This is a genomic window from Nocardiopsis coralliicola, assembly GCF_054779695.1.
Window position 1 is genome coordinate 1 of record NZ_BAAGXT010000026.1, and the last position, 21,625, is coordinate 21,625.

The 21,625-nt window shown below is 76.6% G+C and carries 13 protein-coding genes; 3 read left to right on the top strand and 10 right to left on the bottom strand.

What is annotated here, in order from left to right; all coding sequences use genetic code 11:
- Positions 1 to 723 precede the first annotated feature (723 nt).
- Positions 724 to 2,388 carry an AMP-binding protein gene (locus ACYVGT_RS17880; RefSeq protein WP_460859766.1) on the top strand — a complete coding sequence of 555 codons (1,665 nt, stop codon included), beginning with the start codon at positions 724 to 726 and terminating at the stop codon, positions 2,386 to 2,388.
- 149 nt (positions 2,389 to 2,537) lie between these two features.
- Positions 2,538 to 3,293, top strand: a complete 756-nt coding sequence (locus ACYVGT_RS17885) for an SDR family NAD(P)-dependent oxidoreductase (RefSeq protein ID WP_460859768.1) — start codon at positions 2,538 to 2,540, stop codon at positions 3,291 to 3,293.
- Between the two features lie 536 nt (positions 3,294 to 3,829).
- On the opposite strand, the gene ACYVGT_RS17890 is transcribed toward ACYVGT_RS17885, so the two are convergent.
- Together ACYVGT_RS17890 and ACYVGT_RS17895 are read right to left on the bottom strand one after the other, a co-directional pair.
- Positions 3,830 to 5,482 carry a flavin-containing monooxygenase gene (locus ACYVGT_RS17890; RefSeq protein ID WP_460859770.1) on the bottom strand — a complete coding sequence of 551 codons (1,653 nt, stop codon included), beginning with the start codon at positions 5,480 to 5,482 and terminating at the stop codon, positions 3,830 to 3,832.
- Positions 5,479 to 6,459 (bottom strand): alpha/beta hydrolase, encoded by a 981-nt coding sequence (locus ACYVGT_RS17895; protein WP_460859772.1) that lies wholly within the window; start codon positions 6,457 to 6,459, stop codon positions 5,479 to 5,481. The genes ACYVGT_RS17890 and ACYVGT_RS17895 overlap by 4 nt, the downstream gene beginning before the upstream one ends.
- A 276-nt stretch (positions 6,460 to 6,735) precedes the next feature.
- Between ACYVGT_RS17895 and ACYVGT_RS17900 the strand changes: the two genes are divergently transcribed.
- Complete coding sequence (locus ACYVGT_RS17900) at positions 6,736 to 7,242, top strand: spore germination protein GerW family protein (RefSeq protein WP_460859774.1); 507 nt, start codon at positions 6,736 to 6,738, stop codon at positions 7,240 to 7,242.
- An 810-nt stretch (positions 7,243 to 8,052) separates the two neighbouring features.
- Here the strand turns inward: ACYVGT_RS17900 and ACYVGT_RS17905 are convergent.
- The 8 genes from ACYVGT_RS17905 to ACYVGT_RS17940 all read right to left on the bottom strand — a co-directional run bounded on the left by ACYVGT_RS17905 (position 8,053) and on the right by ACYVGT_RS17940 (position 21,582).
- On the bottom strand, positions 8,053 to 8,964 hold the full coding sequence (locus ACYVGT_RS17905; protein ID WP_460859776.1) for a TIGR04222 domain-containing membrane protein: 912 nt from the start codon (positions 8,962 to 8,964) through the stop codon (positions 8,053 to 8,055).
- A 71-nt stretch (positions 8,965 to 9,035) separates the two neighbouring features.
- Positions 9,036 to 11,252, bottom strand: a complete 2,217-nt coding sequence (locus tag ACYVGT_RS17910; RefSeq protein WP_460859777.1) for a dipeptide ABC transporter ATP-binding protein — start codon at positions 11,250 to 11,252, stop codon at positions 9,036 to 9,038.
- Between the two features lie 66 nt (positions 11,253 to 11,318).
- The gene (locus ACYVGT_RS17915) at positions 11,319 to 12,302 is read right to left on the bottom strand and encodes an ABC transporter permease (RefSeq protein ID WP_460859779.1); all 984 of its coding nucleotides are present in this window, start codon (positions 12,300 to 12,302) and stop codon (positions 11,319 to 11,321) included.
- Positions 12,299 to 13,306, bottom strand: a complete 1,008-nt coding sequence (locus ACYVGT_RS17920; RefSeq protein ID WP_460859782.1) for an ABC transporter permease — start codon at positions 13,304 to 13,306, stop codon at positions 12,299 to 12,301. Before ACYVGT_RS17920 ends, ACYVGT_RS17915 begins: the two co-directional genes overlap by 4 nt.
- A gap of 136 nt (positions 13,307 to 13,442) precedes the next feature.
- On the bottom strand, positions 13,443 to 15,107 hold the full coding sequence (locus ACYVGT_RS17925) for an ABC transporter substrate-binding protein (protein ID WP_460859783.1): 1,665 nt from the start codon (positions 15,105 to 15,107) through the stop codon (positions 13,443 to 13,445).
- Between the two features lie 357 nt (positions 15,108 to 15,464).
- Positions 15,465 to 16,346: an Fpg/Nei family DNA glycosylase gene (locus ACYVGT_RS17930; protein WP_460859785.1), complete on the bottom strand. Its 882-nt coding sequence runs from the start codon at positions 16,344 to 16,346 to the stop codon at positions 15,465 to 15,467.
- Between the two features lie 690 nt (positions 16,347 to 17,036).
- Positions 17,037 to 20,033, bottom strand: coding sequence for a hypothetical protein (locus ACYVGT_RS17935; RefSeq protein ID WP_460859789.1), 2,997 nt, complete (start codon positions 20,031 to 20,033; stop codon positions 17,037 to 17,039).
- Positions 20,034 to 20,955: 922 nt separating this feature from the next.
- The gene (locus tag ACYVGT_RS17940; RefSeq protein ID WP_460859791.1) at positions 20,956 to 21,582 is read right to left on the bottom strand and encodes a TetR/AcrR family transcriptional regulator; all 627 of its coding nucleotides are present in this window, start codon (positions 21,580 to 21,582) and stop codon (positions 20,956 to 20,958) included.
- Positions 21,583 to 21,625 lie beyond the last annotated feature (43 nt).

Genomic DNA, 21,625 nt, shown 5'->3' on the forward strand with positions numbered 1-21,625 from the left:
CGCCCGCTCCGCGCGCCTCGGGCTCCCGGACCGCCTCGGCGGCCGGGTCCTGCTGCGGCCGCGCTCGGAGGAGTCCCGGCGCTGGCGGGGATGGCCGTGCGGCGCAGCGCCGCAGCGGCCACGTCTGCGCGGTGCAACCGCTCGCCCCGCGACCAGCGCGGTGCGCGGTTGCCGGGAAGGACCGCAGAGCAGGGCCGCCGGGTGGCGCCGGCCCGCTCGGCGATGCACGCGGCAGTCACCGCGCCGCCGCCGCGGCCCCCGGGCCGCCCTGGTGGGCCGCACTCCTGCTGCGGGGTTCCCGCCCGTACGCCCGCCGCCGCTTCGGTCCCCGGCGCGCTTCTGCTGCGGGGGCCGCCTTCCCCGCTGCAGGGCCGCCCCGCGCCCGCCGCTCCTGGCCGCGGCCGCCGCCCCGCTAGGGCGTGTTGGGTGGACACCTGCCCTGCTGCCCACCGCCCCGGCACGCCCCTCACGGCGTTCTCCTCAATCAAGGAGGAAACCCCGCCCTGACTCCCTCGTCGGCCTAGCGACGGGTGCACCGCCGACACCGCTCGCGACGAACGCCACCCACCCGACACGCCCTAGTGCGCCGCTGCCGCCCGCCCCGTCCCCGCCCCCGGTCCCGCGGAGCGGGACGGGCGGCCGCCGGCGGCGCATGCGGCCCTAGGGTCGGGGCCCGTTCCGCGCGACGTGTCGCGCACGGCCCGGCACAGGAGACGACGCACCATGCCCCCAGCGGCGCCCGCCACGTTCCCCCAGCTCCTCCGCTCCGCGGCTGAGCGGCACGCCGGCCGCACGGCGCTCGTCGACGGCGGCGTGCGGCTCAGCTACGCCGGACTGCACACCGCAGTGGTGCAGACGGCCCGCGCGTTCGCCGCGCTGGGCGTCCGGCCCGGCGACCGGGTCGGGATCTGGGCGCCCAACTCCTGGCAGTGGGTGGTGTCGCTGCTGGCCGCCACCTACCAGGGCGCCGTCCTGGTCCCGGTGAACAGCCGCTACACCGGGCACGAGGCCGTCGACCTGCTGCGCCGCACCGGAGCGCGCGCCCTCGTGGTCGCGGACGGGTTCCTCGGCCGGTCCCAGCTCGCCGAGGCCCGCGACGCCGCGCGCCCCGCGGACTCCGGCGCCGCCGGCGGCGGGCCGCCCGAGGAGGCACCCCCGATCCCCGGCCTGCCGGGCCTGGCCGCCGTGGTGCGCATCGGCGAGGCGCCGGCGGCCGCGGACAGCGCGGCGCACCCCGGCGTGGTGGAGTTCGAGGAGCTCGATGGGCTGGCCGCCCGGGTGGACGCCGCGGAGATCGAGCGGCGCGCCGACGCGGTACGGCCCGATGACGACGCCGACATCCTGTTCACCTCCGGCACCACAGGCCGCAGCAAGGGCGCCCGTTCAGCCCACCGGCAGACCATCGGCGTCGCCCGGTCCTGGGGCCGATGCGGCGCGGTCACCGCCGAGGACCGCTACCTGCTCGTCAACCCGTTCTTCCACAGCTTCGGCTACAAGGCCGGCATCGTGGTCTGCCTGCTGCACGGCGCCGCCATGCTGCCGCAGGCGGTGTTCGAGCGCGACGCGGTGCTGCGCCTGGCCGCGCAGGAGCGGGCGACCATCCTGGCCGGGGCACCGCCCGTCTTCCAGGCGATGCTGGACGCGCCGCTGCGCGCCGAGCTCGACCTGTCGGCCCTGCGGCTCGGCGTCACCGGCGCTTCGGTGGTACCGGTCGCGCTGGTCGAGCGGGTCCAGTCCGAGCTGGGCTTCGCCGCCGTCATCACGGCCTACGGGCTGACCGAGGCGGTCGTCGCCACCATGTGCCGGGCCGGCGACCCGCCCGCACTCGTGGCGGGCAGCTGCGGGCGCGCCGTGGACGGCGTGGAGGTGCGCACGGCGGGTCCGGGCGGGACCGTGCTCGGCCCGGGCGAGGAGGGCGAGGTCCAGGTCCGCGGGGACATCGTCATGCGCGGGTACCTGGACGACCCTGCGGCGACGGCGGAAGCGGTCGACGGCGAGGGCTGGCTGCACACCGGCGACGTCGGGCGGCTCGACGCCGCCGGCTACCTGTCGATCACCGACCGCATCAAGGACATGTACGTGGTGGGCGGATTCAACGTCTACCCGGCCGAGGTGGAGCAGGTGCTCGCCCGGATGGACGGCATCGCCGAAGCCGCGGTCGTGGGCGTCCCCGACCCGCGGCTGCACGAGGTCGGCCGCGCCTACATCGTGCCGCGCGGCGGCGCGGCGCCCACCGAGGAGGAGGTGATCGCGTTCTGCCGCACCCGGCTGGCGAACTTCAAGGTCCCCCGCTCGGTGGAGGTGGTGGGCGCGCTGCCGCGCAACGCCTCCGGCAAGATCCTCAAGCGCGCGCTGCGGCCCGGCGCAGCGCCGGCCGCGCAGGGCTGACCGGGTCCGGCGCTCTGCCGCCGGCCCCGGGCGCCGCGGCGGACGCGCCGATCCGGCTGCGGCGCCCGGGTACCGCAGCCCCCTGACCCGCGGGCGGAACCCGCCGCCCGCCGCCGCGGTCCGCCGGACCGCCGATCGAGGGAGCGCCCATGACCGACCAGGACCGTACCGACCGGCTCGCCGACCTGACCGGACGCACCGTGCTGATCACCGGGGCCGCGGGCGGGCAGGGCGCCGAGCACGCCCGCCTCGCCGCGCGCGCCGGCGCCCGCGTCGTCCTCGCCGACCTCGACGGGGACCGCGCGCGCGAGGCCGCCGCAACGGTCGGCGGCCCGGCGCTCGCGGTGGCGCTCGACGTGCGCTCCGCCGCGTCCTGGGATGCCGCCCTCGAACGGGTCCGCGCCGAGTTCGGCGGGCTGGACGGCCTCGTCAACAACGCCGGCATCTACGCGCCGTCACCGCTGGCGGAGCTCGCGGAGGAGCAGCTGCGCGCCATCGTCGACACCAACCTGATCGGCACGGTCCTCGGCATGCAGCGGGCCCTGCCGCTGCTGCAGGACGGCGGCGGCGCCATCGTCAACATCGCCTCGACGGCCGGAATCCGCGGTTTCCCCGGCGTCACCGCCTACAGCGCCGCCAAGTGGGGCGTGCGCGGCGCGACCCGCTCGGCGGCGCGGGAACTGGCCGCGGCGGGCGTCCGGGTCAACTGCATCTGCCCGGGCGCGATCGACACCCCGATGATCTCCGCGGAGACCCGCGCGGGCAGCGGTGCCGTCAGCCGCATCCCCATCCCCCGGGTCGGCCGGCCGGACGAGGTCGCGCCGCTGGCCGTATTCCTCCTCGGCGGCCACGCCTCCTACATCACCGGCCAGGAGTTCGTCATCGACGGCGGCCAGACCGCCTGACCCGGCGCCCGCGCCGGCCCCGGCCCGCCCGCGACCGGCGCGGGCGGGCCGCAGCCCCGGGGCGCGTCCGCACAGCGGGTGGAGCCAGAGCGTGCGGCGGAGGGCGCTGACGGCTTCGAACGCCAGGGCGGCCTCGGCGTAGCGGGGGTGGCGACGGCACGCTCGTGCGTGCGGCGGTTGACGCGGATACGGGTCAGGGCCTGTTCGGATAGGGGGGCAGCCATTGCGGTTGCCGCCGGCGCGGGGGAACGCGAGGAGCCGCCCCCGGCCGCCGGCGGCGAGGTGGATCTGGGAGGTCAGCCCTCCTCGGGACCGGCCGAGGGCGCGATCTTCCGGTTCGTCCCCGTATCGGCCCCTTTTCCGCGCCGGCGGCATGCCGGTGGGCGCCGGACCAGCGTCGATCCCAGGGCGACGAGCCGGTCCGCACCGGCGTGTGCCTGCGGGTCGGCCTGCAGGGCCGCGAGCGTCCGGGTGAAGGTGCCGTCTCGGGCGTGCTGGGTGGAGGGCGCTTGTCACGAGCGGCGCCCTGGCACGCCCTAGCGGTCGGCGGGGGTGCGGGAGGTGAGGACGAAGCCGGTGTAGCCGTCCTCGCGGACGCGCTCGCATTCGCGCGTGTAGGTGCCCAGGCCGCCGGAGTAGAGCATGAAGACGCGCTTCTTGCCCGGGATGTTGGCGCCGACGTACCAGGAGTCGGCGCGCAGGAAGAGGGTGTCCTCGGCGAGTTCGGCGACGTGGGCGGTCCACTCGCGCGCCGCGTCCGCGCGCGCCTCCACCTGGGTGGCGCCGCGGGCCCGGGAGTCGGCGATGAAGCGGAGGATCCAGTCGACCTGCTGCTCGGAGGTGAGCACCATGTTGGCGAGCACCGCCGGCGAGCCGGGGCCGTTGACCAGGAACAGGTTGGGCAGTCCGGGGACCTGCAGGCCCAGGTGGGCCACGGGGCCCTCGGCCCAGGCGTCCCGGAGGGTTGCGCCGCCCGGGCCGCGCACGTCGATGCGGCCGAGGGCGCCGGTGAGCGCGTCGAAGCCGGTGGCGTAGACGAGCACGTCCAGCCGATGGTGCCCCTGCCCGGTGGCGACGCCGTCGGCGGTGATCCGCGTGATCGGGTTCCTGCGCAGGTTGACCAGGCGGACGTTGCTGCGGGTGAACGCCTGGTAGTAGCCGGTGTCGGTGCAGATGCGCTTGGCGCCGACGGGGTGGTCGTCCGGGGTGAGGTCGGCGAGCAGCTCCGGGTCGGTGATGACGGCGGCGAGCTTGCGCTCGAAGAACCGGCGCGCCTGGTCGTTGGCAGCCAGGTCGCGGTTCTGGTCCGGGAAGGTCTTGCTGAACAGGACGCCTCCGCTGCGCCAGGTCTCCTCGAAGGCCGCGGTCCGCTCCGCCTCCCCCACGTCCAGCGTGTTCCGCGGGTGCACCCGGTGCGGGGAGCCGCCGCCGCTGCGCCGCGCGATCTCCCGCCGGCGCGGGTATTCGGCGCGGATGCGCGCGTGGTCCTCCGGCGTGAACGGGCGGTTGTGCGCCGGCACGCTGTAGTTCGCGGTGCGCTGGAAGACGGTGAGCTCCGCGGCGCGCTCGGCGATGACCGGCACCGCCTGGATCCCGGACGATCCGGTGCCGATGACGCCGACGCGCAGCCCGTCCAGGTCGGGCTCCTCCCGCGGCCACCGGGCGGTGTGCAGCACGCGGCCGGCGAAGTCGCCGGCGCCGGGGATGTCCGGGGTGCTGGGTTCGGACAGCGCTCCGGTGGCGAAGACGGCGTACTGCGCGCGGTGCACCCCGCCGCCTTCGGTGCGCAGGGTCCAGCGGGCGGTCCGGTCGTCGAACTCGGCCGCGGTGACGCGGGTGTCCAGCCGGATTCCGGAGTGCAGGCCGAGGCGGTCGGCCACGAAGCCGATGTAGGCGAGGATCTCGGGCTGGGCGGCGTAGCGCTCGCTCCACTCCCACTCCTCCTGCAGCCGCGGGTCGAAGGAGTAGGAGTAGTCGATGCTCTCCACGTCGCACCGGCAGCCGGGGTAGCGGTTGGCGTGCCAGGTACCGCCGATCCCGTCGGCCGCTTCCAGGCAGCGGGCGGAGAGCCCGGCCGCACGCGCCGCGTGCAGGGCGTACAGGCCGGCGAAGCCGGCACCGACCACGAGGACGTCGACGTCGGGCTCCGCCGGGGCGGGGGCTGCGGCGCGGGATGCTGCGGGGGTCATGGGCGGGCCGTCCTCTCCGGGGCTGCGGCGGGAAGGTGGTCACCGATGTCGCGCCAGAGCAGCGCGCGGGCGGACGCGCCCGCGGCCAGCTGCGCGATGGTGGCGAAGCCGTGGAAGGCGCCGGGGTAGCGGCGGTGCAGCACCGGCACACCCGCGTCGGCCAGTGCGGCCGCGTAGTCGCCGCCCTCGCTGCTCAGCGGGTCGCAGTCGGCGGTGACGACGACGGCGGGCGGCAGGCCGCGCAGCGAGGGGGCGCGCAGCGGTGCGAGGTGGTGCTCGGGCACGCCCAGGGAGGCACCCGGCGCTGCGGGGTCGGCGCCGCCGAGGTACTGCTTCCAGTACCACTGCATGGCGGCCCGCGTGTTGACGTACCCGGTCGCGTAGCGGTGCTGGCTCTCGCTGCCGCACTGCGGATCGATCACCGGGTAGAGCAGGATCTGCGCCGCGATGGGCGGCCCGCCGCGCTCGGCCGCGAGCAGGCTGGCGACGGCGGCGAGGTGGCCGCCGGCGCTGTCGCCGGCCACGGCGATGCGCTCCGGGTCGCCGCCGAGCCCGTCCGCCGCGGCGGCGGCCCACTCCAGCACGGCGAAGGCGTCCTCTGCGGCCGCGGGCGCGCGGTGCTCGGGCGCGAGCCGGTAGCCGGCCGAGACCACGGTGCTCCCGGTCGCGGCGGCCATCTCGCGGCAGAACCCGTCGTGGCTGTCGACAGAGCAGAACACGAACCCGCCTCCGTGGAAGAAGACCACGGTGGGGCGCGGCCGGCTGGTGCTGCCGTGCGGCACATAGATGCGCACCGGAACGGGGCCGCCGGGTCCGGGGACAGTGCGGTCGCGGATGCTGCGCACCTCGCCGCCGTCGGCCGGCGCAGCCGCCCGGGCAGCCATCACGGCCCGCGCCTCGGCTCCGGTCAGCTCCTGCACCGCGGGAAACCCGGCGTCAGCGGCGGCCATGGTCCGGGCCAGTTCCGTCTCGAGCACCTCTGCCTCCGTTCTGCGCGCCCGGTTCCGGGCGCGGAGCAGACCTGCCGTTCAGAGCCGCCGTCCGCGGCCCCTGCCCTGGCCGGGACCATCGCCGACCCGGCTCCGGAGCGTCAATCGGGGTCCCACTCGCCGGGATGCGCGGGCGCGGCGGGGACGGCCCGATGCGGCCGAAAGCGGTGCGGCGCTCGCGGGGACAGGCCGGGACGTTCTAGCGTGGAGCGGTCAGCGGTCCCGCAGCGGACCGCCCGGCCACCGACCACACGAGGGGCGCCGATGCCGAAGTCCAGTACGGGCGATGCCGCCCGGGTCGCCAATCGGCGCACCCGGGCCCCGGCGCTCGCCGCCGCCGCGGGGATGCTGCAGCGCGCCGCCGAGACGGCCCGCTCGGAGCGCGTGTTCGGGGACCCGGTGCGCACCCGCGACCTGACGGTGGTCCCGGTGTCCCGGGTCCGGTTCGCCGCGACGTTCGGCGGCGGTTCGAGCCGTATCCCGGCGCTGGGCGACGGCGCCGGCGGCGCGGCCGGCGGCGCCGCGGAGCCGTGCGGCTTCCTGGTGCTGCGCGGCACGGACGCCGAATACCGGCCGATCCGGCGGCCCGCGGCGGCGCTGGCCGTCCCGCTGGCCCTCATCGCCGCTGCAACCGCCGTCCGGATCGTCGGCGTCTCGGTCCGCGCGGCCCGCCGCCGCGCCCGCGACCGCGCCGCTGCGGCCTGCGCGCAGTGCAGCCCCGCTCCGGAGCCTGCCGCCGCCGGCACCCCGGCCGAGGGACAGGGCCGCTAGGGATCTCCGCCGGGCTGAAGAGCCGGGCGGCGGCTCCGGCCGGGCCGCTCGCAGCGGCGGCCGCGGGGGCACGGAAGGCAGGCGGACGGCAGCCGCGAACCGCTCTCCCCCGGCCGCTGTGCACGGGCAGCCCCGGGCATCGCTGTCCCGGGTCCCGGCGGACGGTCCGCCGGCGCAGCCGTGGTCAGCCCGTAGGCGGCGCCGCGCATCGGCGGTGATCCGGACCGGACCATCCAGTGCCGGGCAGCCGCCGAGGCCGAGCGGTGCCGCCGCGGCCGGCCGCAAGCATCCCGGCGTCGCCGGCGGTCGGGACAGGCGCAGCTTTGGCCGCAGGTCAGCCGTGCAGGGCACCACCGCCGGGCAGAGGAGCAGCGGACCGCGGCCGCGCTTCTCAGCGGCGGTACCCGCGGACGGCCGCACGGGCGCTGCAGGCGCGAACACCGCCGGTCCGCAGCACAGCCAGCGAGCGGCGCCCCGGTTCCACGGCGATCCGGACGTGGCCTGCGGAGCAGCTGAGGGCCTCGGCCGCGGCGTCCACCGAGCGGCCGGGCAGGGGCACCGGACACCCCGCCAACGCCGCGTGGTCCTCTCCAGCGGCACCCCAGCACATGCCCGGCCGCGGACGTGCCCCCGGCGGCACTCCGCCCCGACCGGCGGCGGGCGGCATCCCCGGCGTCGGCAGCGGTCGGAACTTGCGCAGCCGAGGGCCTGGGCCACGGCTCCCGATGAGCACCGCAGGCGGGCCGGACGGTGCAGGAACCGCCGAGGTGCTGCACGAGACGGCGCCGCCGGCCCGCGGCGCAGCCGTGGTCAGCCCGTGGGCGGTGCCCCCGCATCGACGGCGATCTGGACGAGGTCGGCGAAGCCGACGGTGCCCGCAGCGGCCACCGGCCACGGGTAGGCGCCGGGGGCGGGGGGCGCGCCGTCGCCGAAGGCGGAGGCGTCGACGGCCTGTCCGACGAGGCCGGCCAGCCCGAGCAGCGCCGTCGACTGCAGGGCCTCACCGACGGTGAGCGGCTCAGCTGCCGATTCCTCCAGAGCGGTCCGCGCCGCCGCAAGGGCCTCCTCGGCCGCGCTGCTGCGCGGCACCGGCGGCGCCGCGGAGCGCTCGGCCATCCACCACAGGGCGAGCAGACCGAGCAGGACAAGCGCGGCCAGCGGCCCGGTGCGCACGCCCGCGTCCCCCTGCTGCGCGGCCAGGCCGGCGGCGAGGGCCGCGGCAGCGGAGGCCGCCGGAATCCACAGGCGGCGCAGGGCGCGGTGCCGCGCCTGCAGCGCCGCGTCCGCCGGGGCTTCGAGCAGCAGGCCGCTGGCGGTGAGGCGGCTGACCAGCCCGCCGGGTGCCACGCCGGCTGCGGTGCGCAGGACCGGGCCCGGCGCGGCGCCGCCCGCCGCAGCGGCGGAGAGCACAGCGCTCTCCTGCGGGCCCGGCGCCGTAGAGGAGGCAGCGGGGTGCGCGGTGACCGTGCCGTCGCCGTTGCGGCGGATCTGCCCGGACAGGGCCAGCCGTACCAGCGCCACCTCGGCGGAGCGTGCCGGTCCGCCCGCGAGGTAGCCGAGTGCGTCGGGTCCCAGGCCGCCGTCCGGCAGAGCGGGGGCGGCGGCCCGGTCGGCGGCGCGCAGCACGAGGCGGGCGCGGAGCACCGGTGCCGCGAGGAACGCGGCGGAGGCCGCGGCGAGCAGCGCGAGCGCCGCATCCACACCGATCCCGCCCGGTCCCATGCACCGCCCCCTGCCCCGCCGCCGGCCGTCCGCCCGCAGGCACGAGCGGTGCCGCGGCGCGGGAACCGACGCTACCGGCCTGCCGCCGCCGGCCGGACCGTCCCGCCGGCGATCTGCTCGGCGAAATGGCAGGCGACCCGGTGGCCGGTGGCGAGGGTGCGCAGCGCCGGGCGCTCGGTGGCGCAGCGGTCGTCCTGCCGCCACGGGCAGCGGGTGTGGAACCGGCAGCCCGGCACCGGCGCGGCGGGCGAAGGCAGGTCGCCCTCGATCAGGACGCGGGTCCGGGTGTCCTCCACCGCCGGGTCGGGGACCGGGACGGCGGAGATCAGCGACCGCGTATAGGGGTGGAGTGGCGCCCGGTAGAGCGTGTCGCTCGGCGCCTCCTCCACGAGGCCGCCCAGGTACATGACGCCCACCGTGTCGCTGACGTGCCGCACCACCGCCAGGTCGTGCGCGATGACGAGGTAGGTGAGGCCGCGCTCGCGCTGCAGCTCCGCCAGCAGGTTGAGCACCTGCGCCTGCACCGACACGTCGAGCGCGGACACCGGCTCGTCGCAGATGATGAGGTCCGGCGCGAGCACCAGCGCCCTGGCGATCCCGAGCCGCTGCCGCTGGCCGCCGGAGAACTCGTGCGGGTACCGGGACAGCGCCGCCGCCGGCAGCCCGACCGCCTCCAGCGCCTCTGCGGCGCGCCGGTGCCGGTCGGCCCGGCCGGCGCCGATGCCGTGCACCTCCAGCCCCTCGGCCAGCAGCGAGGCGACGCTCTGCCGCGGATCCAGGCTGCCCAGCGGGTCCTGGAAGACCATCTGCAGGCGGCGCCGCTCGCGCCGCAGCTCCTCGCCGGAGAGCCCGGCCAGGTCGGTGCCGTCGAGCAGGACGCTTCCCGCGGTGAGGGCGGTGAGCCGCAGCACCGCCCGGCCCAGCGTCGTCTTGCCGCAGCCGGATTCGCCGACCAGGCCGTACGTCGTTCCGGCCGCGATCGAGAGCGACACCCCGTCCACGGCGCGGACGTGCCCGACGGTGCGCTCCACCAGGATCCCGCTCCGGATCGGGAAGTGCACGGCGGCACCGGCAACCTCCAGCAGGGGGCGTCCGGGCACCGCGGCGCCGGCCGCGCTGCGGGCACCGGATTCGGCGCCCGGCGCGGTTCCGGTGGAGGCGGCCGGCTCCCCCGCACTGCGCGGGGCTGGAGGGGCCGCCCCGCCGCTGCTGCCCGCACCGCGTTCCCCTGTGCCGCGCCGGGTACCGGCGGACGGCCCGGTTCGGCTGCCGTTGAGGAGGACTGGGCCGGAGTGCGCGCCGCGCAGCGGGCGGACGCAGCGGTGGCGGTGGCCGGGCCGCGCCGCGCGCATCGCCGGAGCCCTGCCGAGGCAGTCGTCGGCAGCGCGGTCGCAGCGCGGCGCGAAAGCGCAGCCGTCGTCCCACGCGATGGCGTCGTTGACGGTGCCGCGGATCGGCGTGAGCGGCTCATCGCGCGGCGCGTCCAGGCGCGGGATCGAGCCGAGCAGGCCGCCGGTGTAGGGGTGCGCCGGCTCGGCGAAGAGCTCGTACCGCGGCGCCGCCTCCACCGCCTTGCCGGCGTAGAGGACAGTCACGTCGTCGCAGAGCCCGGCGACGACGCCCAGGTCGTGGGTGATCATCAGCAGCGCGGTGCCTTCCTCGGCCACCAGCTCGGCCAGCAGCTCCAGGATCTGCGCCTGGATCGTCACGTCGAGCGCGGTCGTGGGCTCGTCGGCGATGAGCAGCCGGGGCCGGCAGGCGACGGCCATCGCGATCAGGGCGCGCTGGCGCATGCCGCCGGAGAGCTCGTGCGGGTACTCGCTGAGCCGCCGCTGCGGGTCCGGGATCCCCGCCCGGTCGAGCAGTTCGGCGGCGCGGTTCCGGGCCGCCGCACCGCGCAGGCCCCGGTGGCGGGTGATGATCTCGGTGACCTGCCGCCCGATCGGCACGACCGGGTTGAGCGAGGACAGCGGATCCTGGAAGACCATGGCGATCTCGCGGCCGCGCAGGTCGCGCAGTGCCCGCTGGGGCAGGGACGGCAGGTCGACTGCGCCGGCTCGGGCCGCGAACCGGGCGGCCCCCGACACCCGCACCCCGCGCGCCGGAAGCAGCCCCATCAGGGCGAGCGCGGTGACGCTCTTGCCGCAGCCGGACTCCCCCACGAGGCCGCCGATGCGGCCCTCGGCAAGGGTGAAGGAGACCCGGTCGACGGCGGTGATGCCGGGCCGGCCGCGCCGGGTGAACAGAACGGACAGGTCCTCCACGTCAAGCAGGGCGCCGCTGGTCATGGTCGGCTCCTCCGGGTGCGGGTCGGTGCGGTTCGGTCGGTGCGGTCCGGGCAGACGCGGGCGGCGTCATACGCGCAGCCGCGGGTCGAGGGATTCGCGCATCGCCTCGCCCAGCAGGGTGAAGCCGAGCGCGGTGACGATGATGCCCAGCGCCGGCAGCACCGCCAGCTGCGGTGCGCCGCTGAGGAACCGCTGGGCGTCGGCGAGCATCGTGCCCCACTCCGGCACCGACGGGTCGGCGTTGCCCAGGCCCAGGTAGGAGAGTGCCGCGGCGTCGATGATGGCGGTCGCGAGGCTGAGGGTGAGCTGCACCAGGACCGGGCCCAGCGCGTTGGGCAGGATGTGCAGGAGCGCGATGCGGCGGTTGCGCGCGCCGAGGGCGCGGGCCGCGAGCACGTAGTCCCGGCTGCCCTGGGCGATCATGGCGCCGCGCAGCAGCCGCGCGAAGATCGGCACCTGCGCCGCGCCGACCGCGATCATCACCGTGGCCAGGCCCTGCCCGAGGAGCGCGGCGATGCTCACTGCCAGCAGCAGCGTGGGCAGCGCGAGCAGCATGTCGGTGATGCGCATCAGCACCGCGTCGGCGCGCCGGCCTGCCGCGCCGCCGAGTGCGGCCGCCGCGCCGGAGACCCCGCCGAGCAGCGCGCCGAGGGCGAACCCGAGCCCGGCGGCGACGACGCCCACCAGGAGTGTCTGCCGCGCGCCGAGCACCATCCGGGAGAGCTGGTCGCGCCCCAGGTTGTCCAGCCCGAGCCAGTTCTCCGCGCGCGGGCCGACGAACACGTTCCGGTTGGGGAAGACCTCGGCGCCCCAGGTCTGCGCGGTGGGGCTGTAGGGGGCGAGGAGGGGGCCGAAGACGGCGGCCGCGGCGAAGGCGGCGACGATCGCGGCACCGGTGATCGCCATCGGACTGCGCCGCATGCGGGCGAACGCCTCGCCCCACACGCCGCGCCCCGCACCGTCCGCCTGGCGCGCGGCGACGAGCTCGGCGAGCCGGTCGATCCGCTCGGTGCGGCCGCCCCGGGCGGGGCGGGGTGCGGGGGCCGTCATGCCTCCACCCGCACTCTCGGGTCGAGGAGGCTGTAGGAGATGTCGACCAGCAGGTTGATGAGCACGTAGACCACCGCGATGATCAGGATGAAGCCCAGCAGCACGGGATAGTCGCGGGTCTGGGTGGCCGCGTAGATGAACTGGCCGATACCGCCGAACGCGAACACGCTCTCGGTGAGCACGGCCCCGGCGAGCAGGTTGCCGGCCAGCAGCCCGATGGCGGTCACCACCGGCAGCATCGCGTTGCGCAGGACGTGCCGGGTGCGGACCGTCCCGCGGCGCAGGCCCTTCGCCTCTGCCGTGCGCACGTAGTCCTCGCCGAGCACTTCGATCACGCCGGCCCGGGTCATCCGCACGATCACGGCGAGCGGGATCGACGCCAGCGCCAGCCCGGGAAGGGCCAGGTGCAGCAGCGCGTCCCAGGCGGCGTCCCACTCCCGGGTCGCGATGCCGTCCACGACGAAGAACCCGGTGATGCGGGTGGCGTCGATTCCGGGCGTCTGGCGGAACGCCGACGGGAGGATGCCGAGCTGCTCGGCGAAGACCAGCTTGAGCACGAACGCGAGGAAGAACACCGGGGTGCAGATGCCCAGCAGCGAGCCGCCGACGGCGATCGCGTCGAGGAGGCCGCCGCGGCGCCGGGCCGCCAAATAGCCGAGCGGGATGCCGACCGCGACGGCGATGAGCATCGCCGCCGCAGCGAGCTCGGCGGTGGCCGGGAAGCGCATGGCGAACTCGGTGAGCACCGGGCGCCCGGTCTGCAGGGAGCTGCCGAGGTCGCCCTGGACCAGGCGGAGCAGGAACACGCCGTACTGGGCGACGACCGGGTCGTCGAGGCCGAGGGACTCGCGCAGCGTCGCCCGCTGCGCCGGGCTCGCATCCTCGGGCAGCAGCGAGTACTCCGGGCCGCCGGGCAGCAGCCGCACCCAGCCGAAGAGGAGGACGGAGAGGCCGGCGAGCGTGGGCACGGTCGCCAGGACGCGTCGGACGATGAACCGGAGCACCGTTGCAGCCGCCTGACTCTGCGCGGGGCCGGCGGCACTGCGCCGCGCGGCCGGGGCGGACGGGGGCGCCGCGCGGAACGCGGCGGTCCTGCGGGTGGGGTGCCCGGGGCGCGGACCGGGCGCCCCGGGCCGTGCGCTAGCGGAACGCCGCCTCGGCGAAGCGCTCATGCGTGAGCGGGCTGACGGCGGGGGGCTCCACGTCCGGAGCGAAGACGATCGACGGCGCGGAGTGCGAGATCGGCAGGCCCGGCAGGTATTCCATGATCACCTGGTTGGCCTCCTGGTAGAGGAGTTCGCGCTCGGCGACGTCGGGCTCGCCGGCCACCCGGTCCATCACGTCGAACACCTCGTCGTCGCGGAACCCCCACGCCTTCTTGTAGCCGTCGAACCAGGTGCCGAGGAAGTTGTATGCCTCGTTGTAGTCGCCGGTCCAGCCGAGCATGTAGAGGCTGCACTCGCCGGCGTCGACGTAGGGCGTGTACTCGTCCCACGGCTTGGACTCCGGCTCGACGGTGATGCCGGCCTCCTCGAGGTCGGCCTGGATGATGTCGTAGATGTCCTTGGGGGCCGGCATGTAGGGCCGCGTGACCTCGGTCGGATAGCACGCGTCGATGGTCATGCCGTCCTCCCCGGCCTCCTCCAGCAGCCGCTGGGCCTGGGCCGGGTCGTGCTCGTAGGTGGCGACCTCGTCGGACCAGCCGGCCACCGTGTCCGGGATGAACTGGGTGGCGACCTCCGCGCCCTCGGGCAGGACGGTGTCGACGATGCGCTGGCGGTCGACGGCGTGCGCGAGCGCCTGCCGCACCAGGGGATCCTCCAGCGCGGGTCCGGCCTCGGGGTTGTAGGCGAGGTAGAGCACGTTGAACACGTCGCGCACCGGCACCTGGAAGCCGGCCTCCTCCAGCGGCTCCACGTCGGCCGGGGCCACGAGGTCGTAGCCGTGCACGTCGCCGGCTTCGAGGGCTTGGCGGCGCGCGGTTTCCTCGGAGATGGTCTTGATGATGAGGGTCTTCAGGGCGGGCGCCTCGCCCCAGTAGTCGTCGTAGCGCTCCAGGGTGACCTCCTGGGCGTCGTGGTCCCAGGAGGTGTAGGCGTAGGGGCCGGTGCCGGCGATCCGGCCGGCCTGCTGGCTGTACTCGGGCAGGACGGGCGCGCCCTCGTCACCGCCCACCTCCTGGTCGGCGACGGCCTCGATGGAGGCCGGGCTCATGATGCTGAGCGAGCTGAGCGTGAACGCGCCCGGGAACGCAGCGGACGCCTCGGTCACGGTGATCCTGGCGGTGTGCTCGTCGACCGCCTCGCACCCGTCGTAGGTCGACTCGGGCAGGTCGTCGTTCTCGTTCTCGGCGAAGCCGCCGAAGACGGCCTGCCAGTAATAGGTCTGGTTGCTGCTCTGGTAGCCGCCGGTGAACTCGTTCCAGCGGTCGAAGTTGGCGCAGACTGCGGCGGCGTTGAACGGCTCGCCGTCGTGGAAGGTGATCCCCTCGCGCAGCGTGAACGTCCATTCCGTACCGGCGTCGTTGGATTCCCAGGACTCGGCGAGTCCGGGTCCGATCTCGGTGCCGCCGGATTCGTGGGTGAGCAGGGTCTCCATGGCCTGGCGGGTAACGCGGAAGGTCTCGCCGTCATTGGCGAGCACGGGATCCAGGGAGCGCGCATCGCCGGTGCCGGCGAAGACGAAGGGCTGGGTCTCGTTGGGGTCGCCGCCCTGGTCGCGTTCGCTCTGTGCGCATCCCGCGGCGGCGATGAGGAGAGCTGCGGCGGCGGCCGCGGGGGTGAGGAGCCTGGTCGATGTCAGCACGGTCCACCTCGTCGGGGGGGGTCGGCGGCGTCTGGATCACCGGCGGTGGTCCGCCATTCCTCGTTCAATTCTCCCGGGGATCGGCAACAGAAACGTATCCATTCCGGACGCGCCTGGATACCGCCCGGATATTCGCTGACCAGAAACGGAAGAGTCCGCAGGGCCCGGAAATGGTGAGCAGGATGGGGAGAACGGTTTCCAGGCGCCCGGAGGAATAAAAAGGCGCTCGCGGGGTTCCAGGGGATTGTGCAGCCCCGGGGAATTCAGCGCACCCGGATCACCGGCGGGGCGCCGGAGCGCGCCGGTACTGCCGGGGCGGGTGCGCGGCCGGGCGGGACGGCGGCGCGGGTCGGCGGGTCAGGCGGGCTGGCAGCCCGGGCACCAGTAGAGCGTGCGCCCGGCGAGCTCCGCGGAGCGGATCGGGGTGCGGCACACCCGGCACGGCCGGCCCGCGCGGTAGCAGACGTAGAGCGTGTCGGGCTTCGGCACGGGGCGCGCGTCCGGATCGTCGCGGTGCTCAGGCCGGGTGGTGATGATGATTCCGTCCCGGACGCCGTCGCGGAGCAGGCCGGACAGGTCCGCCCAGAGGGCGTCCCACTCGGCCCGGGTGAGGTCGCGGCCGGGCCGGTAGGGGTCGATCCCGGCGCGGAAGAGCGACTCGGCGCGGTAGATGTTGCCGATACCGGCGATGACGTCCTGGCGCATGAGCAGCGCCGCGACGGTGGTGCGGGAGCGCGCGATGACGGCGCGGGCCCGCTCGGGGTCGGCGTCCGGGCGCAGCGGGTCGGGGCCGAGCTTGGCCTGTGCGGCGTGCTTCTCGTCCTCGCTGACCACTTCGCAGGCGGAGGGGCCGCGCAGGTCGGCCCAGCCCCGTCCGGTCACCAGCCGGGCGCGGACGGCGCCGACCGGCTCGGGCGGAACGATGAAGCCCTCGCCGTCGCGCAGCAGCGGCCGCCCGGCCGCACCGGCGGTCCGCGGCGCCCCGAGGTGGCGCTCACCGCTCTCATCGCCGAAGGTCCAGGCGCCGTAGAGGCCGAGGTGGACGCGGAGCCACTCGCCGGAGTCGAAGCCGACGAAGAGCTGCTTGCCGTGCGCTTCGGCGCCCTGCACGGTGCGGCCGTCGATACGCCGCGCGCCATCGGCGAAGCGCCCCTGCGGGCTCGCGGCCCGGATCCGTACGCCGCCGAACTCCGCGGCGAAGTGCGCCGCCAACCGGTGCAGCGTGTGTCCTTCGGGCACGGTCCGCCCTGTCCCCTCTGTCGTGCTCTCTGGCGAGCGCACTCTATCCGCGCGCGGGACCCGGCCGGACCCCGCCCCGGGCGGCACCGCCGGTTCCCGGGAGACGTCGCCGGGAACGGGGAGACCCGCTGCAGGCACGTCCGCATGGGCTGCGGCCGCGGCAGGTCCGTCCGAGGACGGAGCCGTGCGGCCTCAGGGCCTGCCCCCGAGAGGGCAAGCCCTGAGGCCGGGAAGCCGCGGCGGTGCGCGGCGGCGTTCAGCTGCGCGAGGACGCGGCGGCCGTCGGGGGCCCGGGGTGCGCAGCACGGGACCGGCGGCTCGCCGTGCATGACCGGGCAGGCGCGGGCTCTCCTCGCCGTCAGCCTGCGGTTCCGGCTTCATGGCACGCGCCGCACCGTGCTGCGGGCCAGACGCGGACTCCGGAAGGAGGCCGGGGAATCGAGGCACCGGCATACGCTCCCGGATGCGCGTCCGCCGCAACCGTGCCCCTCCCGCGGGGCGCACCGCCGAGCACACGGCAGGTCGCCGCCGATGGGCCCGGAGGGCGGGCACCGCGGGCCCGCGCGGAGTGCCCTCCGGCAGCGGACCCGCGCTGCACCGCCGCTGGCAGGCACGCAGCCCCTGCCGGGCACCCCGCCCGGCCGGAGTCCGGGCGCTGCCGGCCCCCGGCGAGCGGAGCGCCGGCAGTGCTCAGGCCCGGTCGGCCGCCGCGGCAATGTCGCGCACGACCGCGGCCGGGTTGTCGGCGCACCGCCAGGCGGGGACGCAGACCACGGGACGCCGCTCGGCGGACTCCAGCGCGCGGGCGCGGGAGAGGACCCGGTACAGGCCCGCGCCGTCCCGCGAGTCGTCCAGGACGGCGAGGGCTTCGCCGCCCTGCGCGGTGCGGACCCGGGCGTCGGCGTGTGCGGGGCACGGGGCGACGGAGGTGAGCCCGCCCTCGTCCAGCACCCGCAGCAGTGCGCCGGCCCGGCCGGCCTCCGGATCCGGCTGCTCCGCCTGGGGATCGGTGACCGAGATGCGGGCGGAGGCGCCGGTCTCGGCGCCCGTTCCCGTCCGGCTCGCGCTGAGCAGTGCGCGTACCGCGCCGGGCCGCCGCTCCCAGTAGGACCGGTCCCCCACGATGACGACCCGCTGCCGCGCGCGGCCCACCGCTGCCGCCCACATGCGCTCGGCCGCGGCGTCCGGGGGCGGGCCGCCCGGGCCGCCGGTGGCCGACACGACCACGACGTCGGCGACGGCTGCGCCTGCCCCGGGCGGAGCGGACGGCTCCGCTGCACGCCCGAGGGCCGCGGCCGGATCCGCCGTGCTGCCGGGGGCGGGGCGGGCCCGCAGTTCGGCGGCGGTCAGTACCGCGACGCGCTGCCGCTCCGCGGGCCGGATCAGCCGGCGCAGCAGCGCGACCTGGCCCTGCCAGGGCGCGGTGACCGCGATCGCGATGCCGGCCGGCAGATCGGCGTCGAGCCGGTCGACGGCGACGGCGGTGCGGTACGCCTCGTCCCGGTTGACGGCCGAGGCTCCCGGTTCCGGCGTGCAGGAACCCGCGGTCTGCACCCACGCGACGGGCGGGCCGTCCAGCAGGCCGCTGGGCGGGGGCGGGCCGGGCACCGGATGCAACGTCCGCGACGGGAGCGCCTGTGCCGTTGCCGCCACCAGCGCGCACGACGTGCGCTCCGCCTCGGTCAGGCGCAGCACCCGGCCGTCCGGGTTCCCCGCTGCCTCGGCCACGGTGGTGCACACCTCCAGCGCCGATCCTCCGTCGGCGGCGGACTCCGCTCCGCGCGCGCCGGCGGGGCCGTGTGCCGCGAAGGCGTCCAGGTGCGGCTGCGCCGGGTCGCCCAGCACCAGGGCGTGCCGCGCGCGGTAGAGCAGCGGCAGCAGCTCCGCGGCAGTGACGCGGTCGGCCTCGGCCACCACGACGAGGTCGAACAGCCCGGCCACCGCGGGCAGACTGCTGGCCGCGTCGGCCGCCACCGCCCAGGCCGGCAGCACCGACAGGGAGCGCGCGAACCCGTACCAGGGGTCGGAGCCGGGCGCTTCGAGGGCACCGGCTCGCTGCCGGGCAGCGGCCCGGCCGCGGGCCGCGCGCCGCTCCGCCTCACCCGCAGCGAGTTCGGCGCCGGACAGCGCCTGGCAGGCGAGCGCAGCCGCCAGGTCGGCGGCCAGGTCGCCCACCGAGGTGGCCCGGTGCCGCCGGTCGAGGGAGCGCCGCCACTGCGCCTCCACCGTGGCGGCCCGTGCCAGCGCGTCGAGATGGTCGCTGGTCGGGGCGATGCCCAGTTCGCGGCGGACCGCAGCACGGACCGCGCGTCCGCCGAGCCGGCTCTCCGCGGCCCGCCGGAACCGCGCCAGCCAGGACTCCGGATCGCCGCGGCGCTGGCCGAACAGGGCCTGCGGGTCCCAGCCGCACGCGGCCAGCCGGCGCCGCTCCGCGCCGAGCCGGACCAGCGCGTGGCCCTCCGCGGCGACGGCGTCCATCGCCCGCCACGCCTGCTGCACCCGCACCCAGTCGTCCCGGGCGCTGTGCCGGAGGGCAACGTGGTCGGGCGGTTCGGCGGGGGCGTCGAGGACCCGCCGGAGCGCGCACTCCTCGGCGGCACGGGCATCCGGGGCGTCGGCGCGCAGGACCAGCGAATCCAGCGGCGCCTCCGGGTCCCCCCAGCTGGCGGGCAGGGCGCTCGCGGGCGCGGCCACCACGACGCTGAGCCCGGCGGTGCGGGCGGTGCGCACGGCGGCGTCCACGGCCTCCGCGGCGGACGCGCCGGCGGCGGCGTGCACGGTGGTGAGCGTGCGGCGCAGGGCCGACTGCACGGCGGCGGCGCGCTCCTGGGTCAGCCGCGCGGCCGCAACGGGCAGGACCGCCTCGTCGCGTTCGCGGTCGGTGCAGGTCAGGACCGGCGCCAGAGCGGTTCCGGCAGCCTTGCCCGGGTCGATGCCGCCGGCACCGGGATCGAGGTCGGCGCAGAGCGGGGCCGAGGTGCCGAGCTCCGGCGGCGCGGACGCGGCGGGGGCCGGGCGGTAGACGAGCGCCACGTTGTAGGCGCCCTCGCCGGGCGGGAGCGGAGGCGCTCCGCGCAGCGCGGCGGGCGCGACGGTGTCGGCGCGGGGGATCTGCAGCCGCGCCAGCAGCGCGTGCGCCTTCTGGGCGAGGGCGGCGACGGCGGGCGCGGTGCGCGCGGCGGGCGTGCTCGGCCCGTCTTCCGGACCCTCCCGCAGCCAGGCGCGCAGGGCGGCCCGCTCCTCGGCGGTGTCGGCACCGAGCAGGCGGAGCAGGCCGGGGTGGACGTCAGGCGGTCCGGTGAGCCGCACCCGGGGCGCCGCGCCGCCGCTGCCGGGCAGGAGTTCGGCGTCAGCGGCGAACAGCGGCGCCGCGAACGGCGCGCCGCCGCAGTCGAGGACGACGAGCGGGTAGCCGTAGCGCAGCGGGCCGCTGCCTTCGCGGAGCGCTGCGGCGGTGCTGATCGGCGCGGAGGCGGCTGCACCGCCCGGCCGGTCGGCGCTGAACAGCGGCTCGGGCCCGGCCGGCAGGGCGGCCCACGGCGCCGCCGTACCGGCGAGGTCGACCCCGCTGAGCAGGGTGTCGCGCCGTTCGAGGCGGCCGCGGTGGCGCGCGAGCAGGTCGCGCAGCCGGTCGTCGGCGAGGGCCTGCGGGCTGCGGGCGACGTTGCGCCGGACGGCATCGGCCACCAGCGCGGGCTCCCCGGCCGGCAGATCCGCCGAGCCCGCCGCCTCGGGCGCCGGCGCGGAGACCACCGGTTCAGGGGCCCCGCCGGCGCCGCCCCCGGCGGGGCGGTCCGCCTCGGCGGGCGGGCGGATACGCGGTCGGGATCGCTGGACGGCCACGGGGCACCTCACGGTCTTCGGACGCCGGCAGACGCACCCCATCGCTCCGCTCCGCGTTCAGAGCGTCACTCAGGGGTGGTGCCCATTCTGCGTGCCACCCGCCCTCCGCGCAGGACTTCCGTGATTTCCCACCCGGACCCCCCGATCCGGGACACCGGCGGCCGGCCCGGCGGGTACAGGGCAGCGGAAGCGCCCACGGGCGTTTTGGGTGGGTGGCGTCGGTCGCGAGCGGCGCCCCGGTGCACCCATCGCACGGCCGGCGAGGGAGTCAAGTCGGGTTTTCCCTGTCGACGATGGAGAACGCCGGCGCGGCACCAGCCCGAGCACCTGCCCGGCCGGCTCGGCGTGGCTGCTCGTCGCCCTCTGGAGCACCCACCGCCGGCGGCGGGCCGGATGCACATCAAGCGGGCGACCGCACAGCGGTGACCTCACCCCTGCCGTCGAGCACGGCGCACCCGGCTGCAGTGCCGTCCGCGCCGAGGTGGCGCCCCTCCGCGCCAGAGCGGCCGGCCTCGGCGCACCGGCGGGCGGCGGCACCGGAGCCGCGGAACAGGATCGCGCCGCCTTTCCCGCCTTCCGCCGCCGCTCTGATGAGTCGTCTCAGGAGAGCGGAGCACACCCCGCCAGCGGCGGCATCCGTGCACCGCTTCTCTCGGCGGGAGAGTGCGGCGCGGCCGGCCAGCGGACCGGTCGGGAGAGCGGCTGCGTGGACCGCGGGGGCGACGCGAGTGCCGGGCCGGCCGGCTGGCGCTTCGACATCAGGCCGTCATCGGCTCACTGCGCGGCTACCGGAGAGTTCTCGGGCCACGGCGTCATATGCCCAGCTGCGCCATTGGTCGAGTGTCCATCCCCGTTCGGTGACGAACAGCGTGTAGGACTCGACCGTCATGGTCGCGTAGATGACATCGGCGACGCGGCCGGCCGCCTCGCGGTCGGCTCCGGGCAGGTCGAGCAGGATGCGGGCGAGACCACGGCTGAACAGGTGGCGCTGCCGCCGGAGATCCGTCAACAGGTCGGCGATGCCAGGGTCGGCTGCCGCTTGGTGGATCACGGTCAGGATGGGCGCGACGCGAGCGGTGGACTCGGCCAGTCTGCTCGCCGCCCCGGCCCAGGCCTCCTGCGCTGATTCCGCGTCGGTGAGTGCTCGAACCCAGGGGCGTTCGAGCAACGGGATCGGCTCACTGCCGCCCAGGACGGCACGGTCGTGGGAGGCGGAGAGCACGCCGAGCTTGCTGCCGTAGGCAGCGTAGATCGTCTTGACCGCGACCTGCGCCTGCTCTGCAATCGAGCCGATCGTGGTCGCCACGTACCCGTCGCGCACGAACAGCTCCGTCGCCGCAGTCACGATGCGCTCCCGCGCCGCCTCGTCCCTGGGCCTGCCCTTCGCTGCCACCAGCGGCCACCTCCCCCTGTCTCGACAACACGACTTTACACCA

What these genes read in the sequence shown, in the direction of transcription:
- ACYVGT_RS17890 (WP_460859770.1), bottom strand. Translation starts at nt 5,482, where the DNA reads ATGACCCCCGCAGCATCCCGCGCCGCAGCCCCCGCCCCGGCGGAGCCC.
- ACYVGT_RS17905 (WP_460859776.1), bottom strand. Translation starts at nt 8,964, where the DNA reads ATGGGACCGGGCGGGATCGGTGTGGATGCGGCGCTCGCGCTGCTCGCC.
- ACYVGT_RS17915 (WP_460859779.1), bottom strand. Translation starts at nt 12,302, where the DNA reads ATGACGGCCCCCGCACCCCGCCCCGCCCGGGGCGGCCGCACCGAGCGG.
- ACYVGT_RS17910 (WP_460859777.1), bottom strand. Translation starts at nt 11,252, where the DNA reads ATGACCAGCGGCGCCCTGCTTGACGTGGAGGACCTGTCCGTTCTGTTC.
- ACYVGT_RS17900 (WP_460859774.1), top strand. Translation starts at nt 6,736, where the DNA reads ATGCCGAAGTCCAGTACGGGCGATGCCGCCCGGGTCGCCAATCGGCGC.
- ACYVGT_RS17880 (WP_460859766.1), top strand. Translation starts at nt 724, where the DNA reads ATGCCCCCAGCGGCGCCCGCCACGTTCCCCCAGCTCCTCCGCTCCGCG.
- ACYVGT_RS17885 (WP_460859768.1), top strand. Translation starts at nt 2,538, where the DNA reads ATGACCGACCAGGACCGTACCGACCGGCTCGCCGACCTGACCGGACGC.